The organism is Phenylobacterium sp., from assembly GCF_019636135.1.
Lineage (GTDB): Bacteria > Pseudomonadota > Alphaproteobacteria > Caulobacterales > Caulobacteraceae > Phenylobacterium.
Genome location: NZ_JAHBYD010000015.1, coordinates 88,434 through 107,453, shown reverse-complemented (window position 1 = coordinate 107,453; position 19,020 = coordinate 88,434). Strand labels below are relative to the sequence as shown.

At 72.9% G+C, this 19,020-nt stretch carries 18 protein-coding genes; 9 read left to right on the top strand and 9 right to left on the bottom strand.

What is annotated here, in order from left to right:
- Positions 1-5: 5 nt before the first annotated feature.
- Positions 6-731, top strand: a complete 726-nt coding sequence (locus KF737_RS12255; protein WP_296454840.1) for a hypothetical protein — start codon at positions 6-8, stop codon at positions 729-731.
- A gap of 27 nt (positions 732-758) precedes the next feature.
- Here KF737_RS12255 and grxC read toward each other — a convergent pair whose 3' ends face one another.
- Both grxC and KF737_RS12245 read right to left on the bottom strand, forming a co-directional pair.
- The gene (gene grxC, locus KF737_RS12250; RefSeq protein WP_296454837.1) at positions 759-1,019 is read right to left on the bottom strand and encodes a glutaredoxin 3; all 261 of its coding nucleotides are present in this window, start codon (positions 1,017-1,019) and stop codon (positions 759-761) included.
- Between the two features lie 28 nt (positions 1,020-1,047).
- Positions 1,048-1,743, bottom strand: coding sequence for a ComF family protein (locus KF737_RS12245; RefSeq protein WP_296454868.1), 696 nt, complete (start codon positions 1,741-1,743; stop codon positions 1,048-1,050).
- 75 nt (positions 1,744-1,818) lie between these two features.
- On the opposite strand from KF737_RS12245, the gene KF737_RS12240 reads away from it, so the two are divergent.
- Together KF737_RS12240 and KF737_RS12235 are read left to right on the top strand one after the other, a co-directional pair.
- Positions 1,819-2,634 (top strand): methyltransferase domain-containing protein, encoded by an 816-nt coding sequence (locus KF737_RS12240; RefSeq protein WP_296454835.1) that lies wholly within the window; start codon positions 1,819-1,821, stop codon positions 2,632-2,634.
- A 105-nt stretch (positions 2,635-2,739) separates the two neighbouring features.
- The gene (locus KF737_RS12235) at positions 2,740-3,627 is read left to right on the top strand and encodes a hypothetical protein (protein WP_296454833.1); all 888 of its coding nucleotides are present in this window, start codon (positions 2,740-2,742) and stop codon (positions 3,625-3,627) included.
- A gap of 94 nt (positions 3,628-3,721) precedes the next feature.
- Here the strand turns inward: KF737_RS12235 and KF737_RS12230 are convergent, their stop codons facing one another.
- Positions 3,722-4,126: a (deoxy)nucleoside triphosphate pyrophosphohydrolase gene (locus tag KF737_RS12230; protein ID WP_296454831.1), complete on the bottom strand. Its 405-nt coding sequence runs from the start codon at positions 4,124-4,126 to the stop codon at positions 3,722-3,724.
- Positions 4,127-4,211: 85 nt separating this feature from the next.
- The gene (locus KF737_RS12225) at positions 4,212-5,411 is read right to left on the bottom strand and encodes a serine hydrolase (RefSeq protein ID WP_296454829.1); all 1,200 of its coding nucleotides are present in this window, start codon (positions 5,409-5,411) and stop codon (positions 4,212-4,214) included.
- 307 nt (positions 5,412-5,718) lie between these two features.
- Here KF737_RS12225 and KF737_RS12220 point away from each other — a divergent pair, with 307 nt between their 5' ends.
- Positions 5,719-7,155, top strand: coding sequence for a DEAD/DEAH box helicase (locus tag KF737_RS12220; protein WP_296454827.1), 1,437 nt, complete (start codon positions 5,719-5,721; stop codon positions 7,153-7,155).
- A gap of 299 nt (positions 7,156-7,454) precedes the next feature.
- Positions 7,455-9,347: a glycosyltransferase family 2 protein gene (locus KF737_RS12215; RefSeq protein ID WP_296454825.1), complete on the top strand. Its 1,893-nt coding sequence runs from the start codon at positions 7,455-7,457 to the stop codon at positions 9,345-9,347.
- A gap of 68 nt (positions 9,348-9,415) precedes the next feature.
- Here KF737_RS12215 and KF737_RS12210 read toward each other — a convergent pair whose 3' ends face one another.
- Together KF737_RS12210 and KF737_RS12205 are read right to left on the bottom strand one after the other, a co-directional pair.
- Complete coding sequence (locus tag KF737_RS12210) at positions 9,416-9,796, bottom strand: DUF5615 family PIN-like protein (RefSeq protein ID WP_296454824.1); 381 nt, start codon at positions 9,794-9,796, stop codon at positions 9,416-9,418.
- The gene (locus tag KF737_RS12205) at positions 9,793-10,374 is read right to left on the bottom strand and encodes a DUF433 domain-containing protein (protein ID WP_296454822.1); all 582 of its coding nucleotides are present in this window, start codon (positions 10,372-10,374) and stop codon (positions 9,793-9,795) included. The genes KF737_RS12210 and KF737_RS12205 overlap by 4 nt, the downstream gene beginning before the upstream one ends.
- Positions 10,375-10,690: 316 nt before the next feature.
- Here KF737_RS12205 and KF737_RS12200 point away from each other — a divergent pair, with 316 nt between their 5' ends.
- Entirely contained in the window at positions 10,691-11,806 is a 1,116-nt protein-coding gene (locus tag KF737_RS12200; protein ID WP_296454821.1) for a hypothetical protein, read from the top strand.
- Positions 11,807-11,945: 139 nt separating this feature from the next.
- On the opposite strand, the gene KF737_RS12195 is transcribed toward KF737_RS12200, so the two are convergent.
- The 3 genes from KF737_RS12195 to KF737_RS12185 form a co-directional block, all read right to left on the bottom strand.
- The gene (locus KF737_RS12195) at positions 11,946-13,115 is read right to left on the bottom strand and encodes a PEPxxWA-CTERM sorting domain-containing protein (protein WP_296454819.1); all 1,170 of its coding nucleotides are present in this window, start codon (positions 13,113-13,115) and stop codon (positions 11,946-11,948) included.
- A gap of 109 nt (positions 13,116-13,224) precedes the next feature.
- Positions 13,225-14,667: a bifunctional glutamate N-acetyltransferase/amino-acid acetyltransferase ArgJ gene (gene argJ / locus KF737_RS12190; RefSeq protein ID WP_296454818.1), complete on the bottom strand. Its 1,443-nt coding sequence runs from the start codon at positions 14,665-14,667 to the stop codon at positions 13,225-13,227.
- Positions 14,664-15,608 carry a peptidyl-prolyl cis-trans isomerase gene (locus KF737_RS12185; RefSeq protein ID WP_296454816.1) on the bottom strand — a complete coding sequence of 315 codons (945 nt, stop codon included), beginning with the start codon at positions 15,606-15,608 and terminating at the stop codon, positions 14,664-14,666. Before KF737_RS12185 ends, argJ begins: the two co-directional genes overlap by 4 nt.
- 146 nt (positions 15,609-15,754) lie before the next feature.
- Between KF737_RS12185 and KF737_RS12180 the strand changes: the two genes are divergently transcribed.
- From KF737_RS12180 to KF737_RS12170, 3 genes are all read left to right on the top strand, one after another.
- Positions 15,755-16,924, top strand: coding sequence for an acetyl-CoA C-acyltransferase (locus KF737_RS12180; RefSeq protein WP_296454814.1), 1,170 nt, complete (start codon positions 15,755-15,757; stop codon positions 16,922-16,924).
- Between the two features lie 319 nt (positions 16,925-17,243).
- Entirely contained in the window at positions 17,244-17,840 is a 597-nt protein-coding gene (locus KF737_RS12175; RefSeq protein WP_296454812.1) for a hypothetical protein, read from the top strand.
- Positions 17,837-18,967 carry an NADH oxidase gene (locus KF737_RS12170; protein ID WP_296454810.1) on the top strand — a complete coding sequence of 377 codons (1,131 nt, stop codon included), beginning with the start codon at positions 17,837-17,839 and terminating at the stop codon, positions 18,965-18,967. The genes KF737_RS12175 and KF737_RS12170 overlap by 4 nt, the downstream gene beginning before the upstream one ends.
- The last annotated feature ends 53 nt before the right edge of the window (positions 18,968-19,020 follow it).

The window sequence follows — 19,020 nt, the reverse complement described above, 5'->3', positions numbered from 1 at the left end:
CGACCTTGAGACACTGGGCGCTGATCGCGCTTCTGCCGCTCGCCGCCTGCGGCCGCGGCGACAGGCCCTCGACGGCCGCCGGGCCGCCCGCCGGCGTCTCGGTCGCCGCGGCGCCGGCAGGGACCGCGACGGCGCCCGCCGCCGCCCCGCCGGTTCGCGCCGACCTCGCCAAGCGGACCGGCGAGCTGGTGAACCCCTCGGAGCTGCAGATGGTGATGCTCTACCACTCGCTCTCCGGCGTGCCCGCGCCGCTGGACAAGTGGACCGAGGACGACGGGCGGGTGAGGTACGCGCAGCCCCAGGACCGCGCCGCGCGCCGCGCCGAGGTCCGCGCCGAGCTCGAGGCCGCCGCCCGGTCGGTCGCCAACGTCGGCCGCCTGCGCCTGAGCACGAACCTGGACGGCCTGCCGTACGACCCCACCTATGGCGAGTTCCGGGTCGCCGCCTTCGCGCCCAGTTCCAGCTACGGCTTCAAGGCGCTGGGCGAAGAGGTCAAGGTCGGCTTCGCCAACGGCCAGGTCGCCCAGATCTGGCGCGTGCCCAAGGCCGACGCCCAGGCCGTGATGGACCGGGCGGGCCCGTATCCCAACCTCGTCGCCGACGCCCTGTTGCAGATCGTGGACGTGCAGCCGGAACAGGCCGGCGGCGCGATCTCGGCGAACGTGGTGGAGTACGAACTCCAGACGCGCGACGGCAAGACCACGGTCGGCCGCGTCCGGGTGGCGCCCTGAAGCGGCGCGGGACCGCCCGCCCCGGCCTCAGGCCGCGTTCAGCAGCGGGTCGAGCTTGCCGGCGCGTTCCAGGGCCATCATGTCGTCGCAGCCGCCGATGTGCCGGTCGCCGATGAAGATCTGCGGGAACGTCGCCCGGCCGCCCGCGCGCGCGATCATCTCCTGGCGCTTGTCGGGGTCGAACGCCGCCTCGATCTCGGTGAAGTCCACGCCCTTCTGCTCGAGCAGATCCACCGCCCGGATGCAGTAGGGGCAGTAGGGCTTGGTGTAGATGGTGACCTGGGTCATCTCGCTCACATGGGTCGTCGTTGACACTTCATATAGTGAGTCCCCGCGCCTGGACCCGCGCCACCACCGCCAGATCGACGCGGGCGGCCCCGGCGGCCTTCAGCGCCCGCGCGCAGCCTTCGGCCGTCGCGCCCGTGGTCAACACGTCGTCGACCAGAAGGATGCGCAGGCCGTCCACCAGCTTGCGCCGCGACGCGGGCACCTCGAACGCCGCGGCCACGTTGCGACGCCGCCCCGAGCCCGACTTGCCGGCCTGGGTGTCGGTGCGGCGGCGACGCACCAGCGCGTCGGGCAGGTAGGGCGTCCCCGTCAGCCTGGCGAGCGGCCGGGCGATCTCGGCCGCCTGGTTGTGCCGCCGCGCGATCAGCCGCATCGGGTGCAGCGGCACCGGCGCGATCGCATCCGCCTCCTCGATCAGGTCGCGCGCCGTGCGGCTGAGCCAGCGGGCGAACATGGGCGCGAGGTCCAGCCGGTCGGCGTGCTTCAGTTGCAGGATCGGGTCGCGCGAGCTCTCGTCGTAGAGGCAGGCCGCCCGCGCCGCATCGAACGCCCGCGGCTTCGCCACGCACGCCGCGCACCGGGCGCCGGGGTCGAAGTCGAAAGGCGCGCCGCAACCGTCGCAGACGGGGCCGTCGAGGAAGCGGATGCGGCTCCAGCGGTCGGCGGTGAAGCCGCCCGCCAGCGGCCGCGGGCCGCCGTCCAGCGCCTGCGGCGGGAACAGCATGTCGAGCGCGCCGCGCCACGCCGCCTGCACGCGGGGCTTCCAAGTCTCGACGAAATCGTCTCTTTCCGGCTCCAAATGGCCACCCCGCCCAAACTGTTCGACCGAAACCTGCACCGCAAGCGCCTGGACCGCGCGGCCCCGGGCTTCGCGAACGCCGATTTCCTCCAGCGGCGGGCCGCCGTCGACGTGGCCGGGCGCCTGGCGCCCATCATGCGCACCTTCCCGCTGGCCGTCGACCTCTCGGCGCGCGCCGGCGCCTTCGCCGAGGCGCTGGCGGACGAGGCGCCCGGCAAGGTCGGGGCGCTGATCGAGGCCGACCTCTCGCACCGCATGCTGGCGGGCCGCCCCGGCCTGCGCCTCGTCGCCGACGACGAGCGCCTGCCGTTCGCCGACGAGAGCCTCGACCTGATCGTCTCGACGCTGGGCCTGCACTGGACCAACGACGTGGTGGGCGCGCTCATCCAGGCCCGGCGCGCGCTGAAGCCGGACGGCCTCTTCATCGGCGCGTTCCTGGGCGGCGTGACGCTGACGGAGCTGCGCCAATCGCTGGTCGCCGCCGAGGCCGAGATCCTGGGCGGCGCGGGCAGCCGCGTCTCGCCCTTCGCCGACGCCCGCGACGCCGCCGGCCTGCTCCAGCGCGCCGGCTTCCAGCAGCCGGTGGCCGACATCGACACGGTGACGGCGACCTACGAGCACCCGCTGAAGCTGCTCGCGGACCTGCGCCAGATGGGCGAGACCGGCGTGCTCGCCGAACGCCACCCCAGGCCGCTGACCCGCCGCCTGCTGGCCCGCGCCTTCGACCTCTACGCCGAGCGCTTCGGGACCCCCGACGGCCGCATCCCGGCGACCTTCGAGATCCTCACGATCACCGGCTGGGCGCCGCCCCGGTAACACTCCGCTAACCCTCCCGCCGCGACAGTCGGCCACGGCGCAGGCCGGGCCGTTCGCGGCCAGGCCCGCGTCATCGGGGGGCGGTTCGTCGGGGGAGTATTCGACGTGCGCCCAAGCTTGTTCCACGGCCTCTCGGCTGCGCTCATCGCCCTCACGCTCGCCGGCTGCGCCACGCGTTCGGCCCCACCGCAGCGCCAGGCGCAGCGGCCGTCGTCCGGCGACGTGGCCGTCGGCCTCGCGGGCCAGGCCAGCGCCTTCGAGGCCTACACGCGGCGCGCCGCCGCCATCGATCCGGCGTTCGCCAACCCGACCGAGATCGGCCAGCGGTTGCTCACCGGCGCGGGCTACGAGCCCCGGCAGCTCGAGGCCGGCATGATCGCCTACGCCGCGCTGGCGGCGATGCAGGAGCCCGGCTTCGTGGCCGCCGTCCGCGCCGACCGCGGCGCCGCGCGGCGCATCGCCGCCGACCCGAACGCCGCACTCGGCCTGCCCGGCGCGAACGCCGCCGCCGCCCGCGCCAACGCCGCGCTGGCCCGCCGCGGCGAAGCGCTGGCCGACGCCGGCCAGCGGGTGCGCAAGGCCTCCTACAGCGTCCAGCACCAGGCCTGGTCGCGCGCCCGCGTGCCCAACGCCGCCCAGCGGCTGGCGGCCGTGAAGCAGGCCGCCGGCTACCGCGCCGAGCCCGCCGACCGCGCCCGCCTCTCCGCCGCCATCGCCGAGGGCGGCCGGCGCGGCGGCGCGAGCCCGGTGGTGGCCCGCGGCGTCGCGGTGGCGGCGCTCACCGTGCTGGGCCAGGACGGCGCGGCGCGCGCGCTGATGCAGGAGCCGAAGAGCGGCCAGTGCCTGCGCCTCGCCAAGCTCAACTACCACCAGTGCCTCGCCGCCGCCGGCACGCACTACGAGGACATCTACTGCCTGGGCGTCCACGCCATGGCCGACCCCGGCCGGTGCGTGGTGGAGGCGACGCGTCAGACGCGGCGGGCGGGGCTTTAGCCCACTCCCCCTTCTGAACGTCATGGCCGGGCTTGTCCCGGCCATGACGTTCAGGGGATTATCCAGGCGGACCGGGCGACCAGAAGCGCCCGCATCAGATCAGGTCCCGGAGCCACGCCACCAGCGGCGGGTCGGCCGGAGGCATCGGATAGGCGTCCATGTCGTTGGGGCGCACCCAGGCCAGCGCCTTGTGCTCGACCGCCCGCACCGTCCCCTCCCAGCGCCGCACCAGGTAGAGCGGCATCAAGAGGTGGAAGCCCTCGTACTCGTGGCTCGCGAACACGAACGGCGCGAGGCACGCCCTGGTCACGGTGATCCCGAGCTCCTCGTCCAGTTCGCGGATCAGGCAGGCCTCGGGCGTCTCGCCGGGCTCGACCTTGCCGCCGGGAAACTCCCACAGGCCGGCCAGTTGCTTGCCCTCGGGCCGCTGGCACAGGAGCACCCGGCCGTCCACGTCGACCAGGGCCGCGGCGGCGACCAGGACCATCGGCTTCGTCATGCCGATGTCCTAGCTTCACCCTGCTGCGGAGGAAAGCCGTGGAGGCGGATCCCCGCCGCCCTGCGGTCCCGCAGGCCCGGACCGCTCACCGCGGCGCGATGAACGGCGCGCGGCGGGTCGAGGCCTTGTTGTCGGGATCGGGCGGCCCCCAGCCGTAGGCCCGGCCCAGCGCGGCGAGGATCTCGCCCGCCAGGCGCGAGCCGTTGTCGCCGTTGGTCATCACCACCACGCCCTGCCGCGACCCGTCGAGGAACGCCAGGGAATCGCAGCGGAAGCCCTCGTTGCTGCCGCCGTGCGTGACGTAGGGATGGCCGCCGCGGCGGCCGGTCAGCAGTCCGAGCCCGTAGCCGGCCGAGGCGTCCACCGGCGTCACCATGGCCTTCGCGCTCGCAGCGCTCAGCAGGGCGCCGCGGCGCCCGGCCCAGGACTCCTGCACCGTGATCAGGAACCGGCCGTAGTCGGACGGCGTCGTCCAGAGCCCGGCGGCGGCATATTCCGGATAGGTGTTGCGCGCGCCCGGGATCACCTGGCCCCTGGCGTCGTGGCCGCTGGCGGCCTTCGGGATCAGCCGCTCGGGCAGCGGCTGCGCCATCGTCGAAGCCGTCATCCCCGCCGGCCGCAGCACCAGCCGCTCGGCGAGGTCCGGATAGGGCTCGCCGCCCACCTCCGCGATCAACAACTGCGCCACGGTGTAGCCGCCGCCGGAATAGGCATAGCGGCCCGGCGCCTCCCACGAGCGCACGGCCGGCGTATTGGCCGGCGGCGCTCCGTCCAGGACCTGCACGGTGCTCGGGACCGGCTTGCCGGCGGCATAGCCGGGAAAGCCGCCGACGGTGAGCCCCGCCGTATGGCTGAGCAGGCCGCGCATGGTGACCTTCGCCTCCGCCGTGAACGGACTTTCGGGGACCTTCCACGCCCGCAATCGGGCGTTCACGTCCTGGTCGAGGTCCAGCCTGCCCCGGTCGGCGAGGCGCAGCGCCGTGGCCGCCGCCACCGCCTTGCTCATGGAGGCCGCCTGGAACAGCGTCGCGGGCGTGGCCTTCGGCCCGCCGGCCGTCGCGACGCCATAGGCCCTGGCCCATTTCACGCGGCCGCCTTCGATGAAGGCGATGCTGACGCCCGGCACGTGCAGCTCGGCCATCCGCGCGGCGAGCGGGCTGTCATTCGGGCCCAGCCTGGCTTCGTAGGCGGCGATCGCCGTCTTGTCGGCCGCAGACGGGGCCGCCTGCGCGACTGCGGCCGCACCCAGCGCCAGCGCCGCGATCACTCCCGCCAGACCCCTCATCGGACGCATCCCTTCCCCGAGCGCACATCCCGTCAGCCCTGCGGCCAAAAGGCCACGGCCGGGCCATAAACCCCGGCCGTCAGTTGACTTTGCCACCCAAAACCCCGATTTGCAGCTCGCGTCCCTCCCGGACGCTATCTGCGCTCCAGCCGCGTGGGGCCTCGGAATCGAGGCTCAGCCTGTCGAGCGCCGTGAGGCTTTCTCACCCGACGCGCCCATCACGCGGGGCGCTTCCCCAAAGACCGGCGCTGACGCGACCCCGGGAAGGACCCGGCGGCCGCGTTTCCGCCTACGCGAAAGAACGACTTTGACTCAATTCACCGACCTTGGCCTGGCCAAGCCGCTGCTCAAGGCGCTGGCCGACGAAGGCTACGTCAACCCGACCCCGATCCAGGCCCAGGCGATCCCGGGCGTGCTGGCGGGCAAGGACATCCTGGGCATCGCCCAGACCGGCACCGGCAAGACCGCGGCCTTCGCCCTGCCGATCCTCCACCGCCTCGCCGAAAACCGGAAGCCGGCCCCGCGCCGCAGCGCCCGCGTCCTGGTGCTGGCCCCGACCCGCGAGCTCGCCACCCAGATCGGCGAGAGCTTCAAGGCCTACGGCAAGCACATGGGCGTCACCGTCGCCGTCGTCTTCGGCGGCGTGAAGTACGGCGGCCAGATGCGCGCGCTGGCCGGCGGCGTCGACGTGCTGGTGGCCACCCCCGGCCGCCTGCTCGACCATCTCGGCGAGAAGACCATGACGCTGGAGGGCGTCGAGACCTTCGTGCTGGACGAGGCCGACCAGATGCTCGACATGGGCTTCATCGTGCCGATCCGGAAGATCGTGAAGTTCCTGCCGCGCCAGCGTCAGAACCTGTTCTTCTCGGCCACCATGCCCGGCGAGATCGAGAAGCTCTCGGGCGAGATCCTGAACCCGAACCCGGTGAAGGTCGCGGTGACCCCGCAGGCCACCACCGTCGAGCGGATCAACCAGCGCGTCCTCTTCGTCGAGCAGCAGCGCAAGCGCGCCCTGCTGGCCGAACTGTTCGACGACGGCGGCTTCAAGCGCGTGATCGTCTTCACCCGCACCAAGCGCGGCGCCGACCGCGTGGCGCGCGGGCTGGAGCAGGCCGGCGTGGAAGCCGTCTCGATCCACGGCGACAAGAGCCAGGGCCAGCGCGAGCGGGCGCTGGCGGCGTTCAAGGCCGGCGAGGTCCGCGCCCTGGTCGCCACCGACATCGCGGCGCGCGGCATCGACATCGACGCGGTCAGCCACGTCGTGCAGTTCGAGCTGCCGAACGTGCCGGAAGCCTACGTCCACCGGATCGGCCGCACGGCCCGCGCCGGCGCCGACGGCTCGGCCGTGGCCTTCTGCGCCGACGACGAGCGGAGCCTGCTGAAGGACATCGAGAAGGTGACCCGCCAGCGCATCCCCAGCTTCGACCGCCGCAACGACCGCCACCTGGGCGCCGCCACCGCGGCCATGCCCGATCCGGGCGGCCGGCCGGAACGCGCCGACACCCGCAGCGCCAACGCGAACCGCGGCGGGAAGCCGAAGCGCAACCGCAACCACGGGAACGGCGGCGGCGGCGGCCACCGTCATGAAGGCGCGCCGGTCCGCGCGGCTGGCGACAAGCCCGCCTTCAAGGGCCCGAACCGCGGCGGCAACCGCGGCCGGGGCGGCGGCGCAGGCCGCAGCGGCGGCCACGGCGGCGGCGGCCGCTCCTCCGGCGGCTCGACCGGCGTCTGGTCGAACCGCTAGTCCCCTTCCAGCCGCGTTGGCGCGTCAGCGCCGCTTGGATTCAACCACGGACCACACGGACCACACCGACGCGGCTGCTGCGCCCCGGAATCCGTCCGTGTGGTTCGTGTGGTCCGTGGTTCCAAATGAAGGCGCCTTCGGCGCGCAGGGTGCTCGCCCGCCCGGCGCGACCCCTTGTCCGTCAGCCTGCGGCTGATGCCCCGGATCAGGTCCGGGGCAGGCTCTTCTCCCGCAAGGAGAGAGGGCCGCGAGTTCATGCATCTGGCGGATGAGCGCGAAGGCCGGTAACTCGCGAGACGATGCCCAGCCTCCGCAGCACGACCGCCGCCGCGCTCCGCGTCGTCCGCCGCTGGCCGCCGGTCCACGCGGCGGTGCATGCGCTCGCGGTCGCGATGACCAGGACGCGCTGGGGCGAGCGCTTCGTGCGCAGCGTCGTCGGCCCCGAGGCGCAGACGGACGCCCAGTACCGCGCCTGGATCGACAGGTACGACACGCTCACCGATGACGACCGCGCCGCGATCCGCGCGCACATCGACCGGCTGGCGCAGCGACCGCTGATCTCCGTCGTGATGACGTGCTGGCGCTCGGACCTGCGGCTCCTGGACGAGGCCATCGCCTCGGTCCGCGCCCAGCTCTACCCCTACTGGGAGCTCTGCATCGCCGACGACGGCACGCCCGGCGAAGCCGTCTGGGCCGCGCTGCAGGCCCACGCCGCCGCCGAGCCGCGCATCAGGATCGTGCGCCGCGAGGCCAACGGCGGCATCGCGGCGGCGACCAACTCCGCCCTGGCGCTGGCCACCGGCGCGTTCGTGGCCTTCCTCGACCACGACGACCTGCTCAGCGAACGCGCGCTCTACGAGGTCGCGGCCGAACTCGACGCTCATCCCGACGCCGACATCGTCTTCTCCGACGAGGACAAGATCGACGCGCGCGGCGTCCGCTCGCAACCCGCCCACAAGACCGACTGGAACGGCGAGCTGATGCTGAGCGTCAACGCCGTGAACCACCTGACCGTCATGCGCCGGTCGCTGGTCGAGGCCCTCGGCGGCGTGCGCGAGGCCTTCGACGGCGCCCAGGACCACGACCTGCTGCTGCGCGCATCCGAGCGCACCGGCCGCATCCGCCACATCCCCTGGGTGCTCTACCACTGGCGCTGGCAGGGCCGGCAGGGCTCGTACTCCCGCGCCCGCGCCGACCAGTGCGCCGAGGCCTCCCGCCGCGCGGTGCAGGAGCACCTCGACCGCACCGCCCAGGCGGCGACCGTCGCGCGCGTCCCCGGCCGGCAAGGGTGGCTGCGCGTCCGCCGCGCCCTGCCCGAGCCGCGCCCCCTGGTCAGCGTCATCGTCCCCACCCGCGACCGCGCCGAACTCCTCACCCGCTGCGCCGACGGCGTGCTGGCCGCGACGGACTACGCGCCGCTCGAACTCCTGATCGTCGACAACGGCAGCGAAGAGCCGGCGACGCTCGCCCTCTTCGAGCGCGTGGCGGCCGACCCGCGCGTCCGCATCCTGGCCGCGCCGGGCCCCTTCAACTTCGCGGCGCTCAACAACCTCGCCGCCCGCGAGGCGAAGGGCGAGGTGCTGCTGCTGCTCAACAACGACATCGGCGTCCGCGAGCCCGGCTGGCTGGGCGAACTGGTCGCCCAGGCCGTCCGGCCGAACGTCGGCGCTGTGGGCGCCAAGCTCTACTATCCGGACGGCGCGCTGCAGCACGCGGGCGTGGTGCTCGGCACGGGCGGCGGGCCTGACCGCGTCGCGGGCCACCTCTACGCCGGGGCCGCGGGCGACCACCTGGGCGCCCAGGGCCATCTCGTGCTGCCGCGCAACGTCTCGGCCGTCACCGCCGCGTGCCTCATGATCCGCAAGGCCGTGTGGGACGAGGTCGGCGGCATGGACGAGGCCGGCCTGGCCGTCGCCTTCAACGACGTCGACCTCTGCCTCAAGGTCCGCGCAAAGGGCTACGACATCGTCTGGACGCCCTACGCCGCGCTCGACCACCACGAGAGCGCCAGCCGCGGCTCCGACCTCGCCCCCGAGGCCGCCGCCCGCTTCGCCCGCGAGGTGGCCGTGATGCGCGACCGCTGGGGCCCCGTCCTCGACGCCGACCCCTTCTACGGCCCCGTCTTCGACAGGCGCTTCACCAACCACCGCCTCGGCGCCCCGCCCGACCGCGCGGCGCCGTGGCTGAAGTAGGGACACACACCCTTTCCCGTCCCGGAGCCATCCAGAGCACGGCGCGGCCGGGAAAAGAGTGTGTGTCCCTACACATTCGGGAGGTCATGGAAGCCGACCTCGCCCGCGACGGTCACCTCCACCACGCGATTGATCATCACCTGATCCGCAGTCCCTTCGACCTCGACGGCGGCGATCGCCTTGCACAGGAGGCCCCACGACGCTTCCCGCCCGACCGCGGGCAGGATGACGAGGCCCGGATGGAGGTCCGTCGCGCCGACCAGCCTGCGGAAGTCGCGGGCGTTCTGGGTGACGATCGTGCGGCTTTCATCCAGGCAGCGTTGCAGCACCACGTGGTCCGGCTCTCCCAAACGCCCATAGTCGCGGGGATGCAGCGCGTCGTGGCGGCCGGAGTCGTTCAGGCGCTTCGCCAGGACGGGCGACAGGCATTCGTCGATGAACAGCCTCACGCCGCCGTCGACCAGGGCCGCCCGGCGGGCCGTCCGACCAGAGGATGGCTGCGCGCGAAGATCGCCGCGGCCTCCACGGCCTCGGCGGTCAGTTCCGGATAGTCGGACAGTATGTCGGCCACCGTGTCGCCGTCCGCGATCCGGCCCAGGATCGAATACACGCTGATCCGCGTGCCCCGGATCACGGGCGTGCCGCCGAGGACGTCCTCGTCCTCGACGATCAGCCGCTCGCGCGCCGCACCGTAGGCGGCGGCCCGGTCCATGGCGTCGCCGACCAGCCGACCCACGTCCATCTCGACCGCCGGCTCCAGCTCGAAGCGCCACGTCCTGAGCTCGTGGCGGCCCAGGCGCGACAGCGCCGCCGCCAGCCGGCGCTTCATCGCCGGGTCCATGCGGTACTTCACGCTCCGCACGATCCGCACGTAGGCCACCGCATGCGCGGGCAGCACGCGGCGCTCGCGGCGTCCCCGCCGGACCCGCTTGGCCGTGAAGACCTTCTCCTCGATGGCCTTCTCCACCGCGCTCTTCGGCGCGCCGGAGAGCTCGGCGATCTCGCGGGGGGTGAACTGGGTTCGCATGAAATTCGTTCCTGCCAGGGAACGAATTTAGTCGCTACCCGCCGCCCCCTCAAGCCCGGCGGTCCCTCCGGCTCCGGGCGCTCAGGCGATCGCCGGCCGCCGGCGCAGGGCGGCGCTGCTCCAGAACGCCGCTGCCCCAGCGCTACCACGGAGACGGTCGCCGCGCGAATCGTCAACCTGCGCATGAACATGGACCCCCAGGTTCAGGTACCGGGCGAATACGGTTGCTCGACGCGCCGAAACGCGCATCTTCCATATGGAGTGCGGTGAGGTTCCGGGCCGGCGGGACCGGGGCCGGGAGGAACGGTCGCCTCACATGACCAGCTTGCTCGAACGCGCGACGAGGTCGCTGCTCGACGCCCCCTTCGCCGAGCCCGAGGGCTGGAGCGACGCCCTCGGCCTGACGGCGGAGGCGACCGGGGCCTGGGGGGCGCAGCTCATCGCCTTCTCGCCCAGGACCGAGATCCTGTGGGAGTGGTGGCACAACATCTCCCCCGACGTGATCGCCGAGTTCGAGGCCCGGATGACCGGGGCGCCCGATTGGAATCCCAGGGCTCGAGCCCTGCTCCGGCCGTCGATGGCCATCACCCAGGACGAGGATATCATCAGCGACGAGGGACGCCGCCGCTACGCGGATTGCCTGGAGTTCCTCGATCGCGTGGAGGCTTCTCATGCGGGGCTCGTGAATTTCGCGCCCGTGCCCGACGAGGCGCGGTTTCTCCTGGCCGTGCTACACGACCGGCGCGCCGGACGCCTTTCGGACGACGACGTCGCGGCCCTGGGGAGACTTGCAAGGGGCTGGTCGTCGGCGCTCCGGACCCGGTTCCGCCTCGAGGACCATGGCGCGGCCCTGGCCGTGGGCGCCCTCGACGTCGCCGACTTCCCCGCCCTCCTCATCGATCGCTCGGGCCGGCCCGTCGCGGTCTCGGCCCAGGCGCATCGCGCCCTGTCCTCGGGCCGTCACCTGTGCCTGCGCCACGGCGTCCTGGCCGCCGCCGACCCGCGCAGCGAGGCCGGCCTGCGTACGGCGCTGGAGGCCGTGCTCGCCGATCCGCCCCGCAGCGCCGGAGAGACCGTCGTCCTCGAAGCGGCGGAGGGCGCCCTCCTCGCCGAGGTGACGCCGCTGCCCCATCGCCGCCGCCCGACGCACCGCACGGCCGTGGCCCTGATGGCGCTGAAGCCCCGGGTCGGCAGCCGCCGCACGGCGGGCCTCCTGCTGCAACGCCTGCACGGCCTCTCCCAGGCCGAAGCCGAGATCGCCCTCCACATCGCCTCGGGCATGGCCGTCCGCGACCTGGCCGACCTCCGGGACGTGAGCGTCGGCACGCTGCGCGGCCAGCTCAAGTCCATCTTCGCCAAGTGCGCCGTCGCCTCCCAGGCCCAGCTCGCGATCCATATCCTGCGCACGCTCGGCAGCCGCTGGCAGGATTAGGGGCAGGACCTGAGCCTTGTGTCTCCGCATGCGCCTTGCGCGCCGCGGGCGTCCTATGGAATCGCGGAGATACGTGGAGAGGATCGCAGGTCCGCCGCCTCTCCGTCGTATGCAGCAACTGGCGCGGTGAAGGACGGCCTCAGGCGGCGGGCGCCCTTCGGCGGCGGCGCAGGGCCGTCCCCACGGCGCCGAAGCCCGCGATCAGCATGGCCCATGTAGCGGGTTCGGGGACGGTAGCGCTGTCGGTGAACCGCGTCAGCAGGAAGGCGTGCGTCGCGCCGGCGGCATTGACGCCGTAGCCGACGATCTGGCCCGAGGCGTTGATGGCGCGCGCCTCCCGGAGGACCCAGCCGACGAGGGGGTCGATCAGGTCGTTCAGGTCCTGCATCCCACCATCCGCCGTCCACAGGAAGGCGCTGTTGCCCGTGGCGGCGCCGCTCTGGCCCACCACCTGGCCGGCGTTGTTGATCCCGTAGGCGTAGCTGAAGTTGCTCCCGCCCGGCAGGTCGCCGAGGTCGGTCATCACGCCTCCGGACCACAGGACGGCGCGGTATCCCGTGGCGGCGCCGCTGCCGCCCACCACCTGGCCGGCCTCGTTGATCCCGTAGGCGAAGCTGACGTCGTTCCCGCCCGGCAGGTCGCCGAGATCGGTCATCGCGCCACCGGACCACAGAAAGGCGTGGAGGCCCGTGGCGGCCGCGCTGTAGCCCACCACCTGGCCAGCGTCGTTGATCCCGTAGGCATAGCTGAAGTCGCTCCCGCCCGGCAGGTCGCCGAGGTCGGTCATCACGCCGCCGGACCACAGAAAGGCGCGCGTACCCGTGGCGGCCTCACTGTAGCCCACCACCTGGCCGGCATTGTTGATCCCGTTGGCGATGCTGTAGTCGCCCCCGCCCGGCAGGTCGCCGAGATCGGTCATCGCGCCACCGGACCACAGAAAGGCGCGGTATCCCGTGGCGGCGCCGCTCTGGCCCACCACCTGGCCGGCGTTGTTGATCCCGTAGGCATAGCTGAGGTCGCTCCCGCCCGGCAGGTCGCCCAGGTCGGTCATCACGCCCTCGGACCACAGGAAGGCGCGGTTGCCCGTGGCGGCGACGCTGGTGCCCACCACCTGGCCGGCGGCGTTGATCCCGGTGGCGAGGCTGTAGTCGCTGCCGCCCGGCAGGTCGCCGAGGTCGGTGAGGATGTATTGCGCCGCCAGCGCCGGGGAGGCGGCGAGCGCCGCGGCGGCGCAGGCCGCGGACGCCAGCGCGCGCACGAAGGCCGTTCGCCGGGGCGGCGCCCCGGCGGCCGATGCAACTTTCGACATATGAACCCCCTGAACCCCAGTGACCGATTTCGCCCCCAGGGAAGCCCCCGGCCGGGCCCGCCGTCACCTCCCGGATGGGATACGTCAGGACGCTTCGCGGGGCGGCGCTTCAGCTCCGGTAGTCGCCGTTGATCTCGACGTACCGCTTGGTGAGATCGCAGGTCCAGACGGTGGAGCTGGCGCGGCCGACGCCGACGTCGACCGACACCTCGAGCTCCTGGTTCTTCATGTAGGCGCTCATCTTCGCCTCGTCGTAGCTCTTGGCGATGAGGCCGTCCTGGGCCGCCCAGTGCGGGCCGAACCTCACGCTCATCCTGTCGCGGTCGACCGGCTCGTCGGCCTTGCCCACCGCCATGACGATGCGGCCCCAGTTGGCGTCCTCGCCGGCGAAGGCGGTCTTCACCAGCGGGCTGTCGGCGACCGAGCGGGCGATCCTGCGGGCCGAGGCCGCGCTCTGCGCGCCGGTCACGGTGATCTTGATGAACTTGGTGGCGCCCTCGCCGTCGCGGACGAGCTGGTGCGCCAGGTCCAGCAGCACGGCCTCCAGCTTGTCGCGGAAGTCGGCCAGGCGATGCTCGCCGGCGCGGCCGATCTTCGGCGCGCCCGAGGCCCCGGTGGCGAACAGCAGCAGCGTGTCGTTGGTCGAGCGGTCGCCGTCCACCGTGACCGCGTTGAAGGTGTTGCGCGTATAGAGGCTGACCAGCGCCTGCAGCGCCCGCGGCGAGATCGCCGCGTCGGTGACCACGAAGGCCAGCATGGTCGCCATGTCGGGCGCGATCATGCCCGAGCCCTTGCAGATGCCGGCGATGCGGACCGTGACGCCGTCGATCTTCGCCTCGGCGTAGGCGCCCTTCGGGAAGGTGTCGGTGGTCATGATGGCGCGCGCCGCGCCGCCCCAGCCGTCGTCGGCGAGCCGGCCTTCCAGGTCGGGCAGGCGGGCCACGATCCTGGCGTCATCCAGCAGCACGCCGATCACGCCCGTCGAGGCGGCCATCACGTCGCGCTGGCGGCAGTCGAAGCGCTTGGCCACGCCCGCGGCGACGCGGCGGACCGCGTCCGCGCCGGGGCGGCCGGTGAAGGAGTTGGCGCAGCCGGCGTTGACCACCAGCGCCTTCACGCCCTCGCCCTTCGTCGCCTCCAGGTGGCGCTTGCACCAGTCGACCGGCGCCGAGCCCACGCCGTGGCGCGTGAACACCCCGGCGCAGCTCGCCCCTTCGGGGAAGCTCATCACCAGCAGGTCCTCGCGCTCGTGCTTGTAGAAGCCGGCCCGGCCGGTCGCCATGACCACGCCGCGGATCGGCTTCACCTTCGGGAACGGCACGGCCAGCGGCGAGACCGGCATGGCGGCCTTGGCGGCCTTCGGCGCGTCGGCGGCCTTCGGCGTGTCGAACGCGTGGGCCAGCTTGTCGGCCCGGCGCAGCGCCGCGCGCTTGATCGCGCTCGCCAGCGGGTCGAAGGCGCGCTCCAGCGTCTGGCCCACCACTTCCACGGGCTTGGGGGCGGCCTTGGCGGCGCGCCTGGGGGCCGCCGCGGGCTTGGGCTTACGGCTCATGAGCGGGCTCCCTTGGCGTCGGGCGTCTGGGGTTGTGCGGCGGGCGGCGCCTTCGGGGCGTCGGCGGGCGGGACCGGCTTCTTGGCCCCGGCTTCGGGCTTGATCAAGGCCTCGACCTTGGCCTTGGCGCGCAGCTTCTCCAGCAGGTCGCGGATCCGGTCGTAGGTGAGGAAGCGCACGATCTGCGGCCGCGCCGCCTCCAGCGGGATCGGCTGCTCCTCGCGCACGTCCTCGATCCGCACCAGGGCGAAGCCGGCCTCGACCGGGATCGGCCCCACGAGCTGGCCCTTCTTCGCGCCCTTCAGCGCCGCCTCGTAGGCCTCGGGCATGATGTCGGTGGTGAAGTAGCCGAGGTCGCCGCCGTTGAAGCGGGTGGCCGCGTCGCGCGAGCGCTCCATCGCCAGCGCCTCGAACGAGGCGCCCGTCCCGAGCAGCTTCCGGACCTGTTCGGCGTCGGCCACCGTCGCCACCACGATCTGCCGCGCCCGGATCTCCTCCGAGCGGCGCGCGAGCTTCTGCTGCTCCTCATAGAGCCCGCGGATGTTCGATTCGGTGACGGCGTCCGACACCGTCCGCTCCACCAGCATGTCGCCCAGCACGCGGTCGCGGGCCGCGTCGAGCCGGCGCTGGGCCAGCGGGTCCTTGTCCAGCTTGCGCCGGGTCGCCTCGGCGGCCAGCAGCTTCTGGTCGACCACCTCGTCCATCATCTGGCGGAACAGGTCCGACGAGGGGTCCAGCGGCTCACCCTCGCCGATCAGCCCCTGCGCGACCGCCTCGCGCTTCACGTCCGAGGTCCAGATGGTCCGGCCGTCGACCTTGGCCACCGCGCGGTCGCCGCGCTCGGGCGGGGCGCTGTCGCCGCCGTCTCGGCTGCACGCCGCCGTCGCCAGGGCCAGCGCCACGGCGATACCGATGCTGCGACAAGCCCTTGCACGCGCCATCCGGCCTCCGGTCCATGCCTGTGGAAAACCCACGTGCGGCCGCCGCTCCCTAGCCATTTCCCGCCGAGGATGCAAAGGTTGCGCCCGACCGCTCCGGAGGGCCGACCGGGGTCTCAAAAATCCGATCGTTGGGAGGACCCAAATCCATGCGTGAAGCTGTCGTCGTTTCCTATGCCCGCACAGGCCTGGCCAAATCCGGCCGGGGCGGGTTCAACATGACCCCCACCGTCTCCATGGCCGCCCACGCCGTGAAGCACGCGGTGGCGAAGTCGGGGATCGACCCGGCCGCCATCGAGGACGTGGTCATGGGCAACGTCGCCCACGGCGGCGGCAACGTCGCCCGCCAGGCGGGCCTGCTCGGCGGCCTGCCGATCACCACCTCGGGCGTGACCGTGAACCGCTTCTGCTCGTCGGGCCTGCAGACCATCGCCATCGCGGCGAACTACGTCCGCAACGACGGCGCCAACGCCGTGGTCGCCGGCGGCGTCGAGTCGATCTCGATGCCGAACATGGGCGTCGGCAAGGACAACATGGACCCCGAGTTGCTGAAGGTCGCGCCCGACATCTTCATGGCGATGATCGACACGGCCGACATCGTGGCCAAGCGCTACAACCTGAGCCGCGAATATCAGGACGCCTACTCGCTGGAGAGCCAGCGCCGCATGGCCGCCGCCCAGCAGGCGAACAAGTTCGCCGACGAGATCGTCCCGATGAAGACGAAGATGAAGGTCATCGACAAGGCCACCAAGGCGGAATCGATCGTCGACTACGTGGTCGACCGCGACGAGTGCAACCGCCCCGACACCTCGGCCGAGGGCCTCGCCAAGCTGGAGCCGGTGAAGGGCCCGGGCAACTTCATCACCGCCGGTAACGCGTCGCAGCTCAGCGACGGCGCCGCCGCCGTGGTGATCATGGAAGCCAAGGAGGCCGAGCGCCGCGGCCTGACCCCGCTGGGCGTCTTCAAGGGCTGGGCCGTCGCCGGCTGCGAGCCCGACGAGATGGGCATCGGCCCGGTCTTCGCGATCCCGCGCCTGCTGGAGCGCCACGGCCTGAAGGTCGACGACATCGACCTGTGGGAGCTGAACGAGGCCTTCGCCAGCCAGTGCCTCTACAGCCGCGACAAGCTCGGCATCGACCCCGAGAAGTACAACGTCAACGGCGGCTCCATCGCCATCGGCCACCCCTTCGGCATGACCGGCGCGCGCCTCGCGGGCCACGTGCTGCAGGAAGGCAAGCGCCGCGGCGCCAAGAACGTCGTCGTCTCCATGTGCATCGGCGGCGGCATGGGCGGCGCGGGCCTGTTCGAGGTGTTCTGAGCCGAGTGTCCTTACCTCCCCCGTCGCGGCAGCGACGGCGGGAGGGGGACCATCGGCCGAAGAGCCGATGGTGGAGGGGGCGAGCCACAGGCGCCGAGCCTGCGGACGCCCCTTTTTGCTTTGTGCGCGCGGCTCGCCCCCTCCACCACGCGCTCTTCGCTACGCTCGGCGCGCGGTCCCCCTCCCGCCGCTACGCGGGGGAGGTAACGGACGCGTCCGCGAGCGCCCGGTAGGCCGGGTCCTTCCGTCAAGCCGCCGAAACGCCGTTGTACAGGAACCGGAATTATGCTTCCGTTCTGAAAAGCTTCGGGAGGCTCGAATGCGGTCGGGGTGGGTCCTTGCGACGAGCCTCCTGGCGCTGGCGGCGGCCCAGCCGGCGGCCGCCCAGGCGAAGAAGGCGGTCATGGCGTCCGACATCCCGGTGTCGCACACGCCGCCCGGCCCGCGCGGCTACGGCCGCACCTTCCCGCCGCCGGTGCTCAAGGACTGCACCGAGCCCCTGGCGCCCGGCGCCCCCGATCTGCGCGGCATCTGGAAGGTGCTGGAGCACAACGGCGCGAAGCCCGACGCCTCGTCGCGCTTCTCCACCTACGCCGAGCGCATCGAACAGTGCGGCGACCGCATCGTCGACATGGGCGGCGGCACGGTCGCGGACGCCCGCGCCGACGGCTCCGACGAGAACGCCGTCCACGACGTCTCGGTCCGCGACTTCAAAAGCCCGATCTTCGCGGTCGCGTCCTACGAGAACCAGGTCTTCTTCCTGCGGCCCAAGGGGACCGACCGCGAGGTCCGCCGCTGGCTGGACGACAAGGGCCATATGCACTGGACCCGGCCCGACTACGGCCACCTGATCCTGGAGCGGATCGGCGGCCCGAACGACCCCTACACCCGCGCGCCGCACCCGACCGACCCGTGAGCGCGCCCGTCCCCGCCACCGGCCTCGAGCTGCGCTCGCTGGTCCGCGCCGACGGCGTGCTGGAGCTATCCCTGATCGAGGCCCCCGTCCGGGCGCCCGGCGACGGCGAGGTCGTGGTCCGGATGGAGGCCGCGCCGGTGAACCCCGGCGACCTCGGCGTCCTGCTGGGCCCCGCCGACCTCTCGACGCTCAGCGCCAAGGACGGCGTCACCACCGCCGCGATCCCGCCGGCGCTCCTGCCCGGCGTGAGGGGCCGCGTCGGCCAGTCGATGCCGACCGGCGTGGAGGGCGCGGGCGTCGTCGTGGCCGCCGGGTCCGACCCCGCGGCCCAGGCCCTGATCGGCCGCACCGTCTCGGTGTTCGGCGGCGGCATGTACGTCCAGCACCGCACGCTGCCGGCCGCCATGGCCCTGCCGCTGCCGGACGGGACCGACCCCGCCGACGGCGCCGCGGCGTTCGCGAACCCGATGACCGCGCTCGGCATGGTCGAGACCCTGCGGATGGAGGGCCACACCGCGCTGGTCCACACCGCCGCCGCCTCCAACCTGGGGCAGATGCTGGTCCGGATCTGCCGCGACGACGGCGTGGGCCTGGTCAACGTCGTCCGCAGCCCCCAGCAGGCCCGCACGCTGCGCGACCTCGGCGCCGAGCACGTGGTCGACTTCAGCGGCCCGGCGTTCATGGCCGACCTGGTGGCCGCCGTCGCCGCCACCGACGCCACCCTCGCCTTCGACGCCGTGGGCGGCGGGCCGCTGACCAGCCAGATCCTCTCGGCGATGGAGCAGGCCCAGGCCGCCAAGGGCGGCGCCTACAGCCGCTACGGCTCCTCGACGCACAAGCAGGTCTACATCTACGGCGGCCTCGACACCGGCCCCACGGCGCTCGCCCGCAGCTACGGCATGGCCTGGGGCGTCGGCGGCTGGATCCTCACCGGCTTCATCGGCAAGGCCGGGCCGCAGCGCGTGCAGGCGCTGCGCGACCGCATCGCCGCCGAACTGACGACCACGTTCAGGAGCGCCTACGCCGCCGAGGTCCCGCTGCGCGAGATGCTGGACCCCGACGTCATCCGCGCCTTCAGCCGGAAGAGCACCGGCGGCAAGGTCCTGGTTCGCCCCTCGCGGACCTGAGCCGCCCGGACCTCGCGCCGCAGGGGCGCTGCGTTGACTTGGCGAGGGGCAGT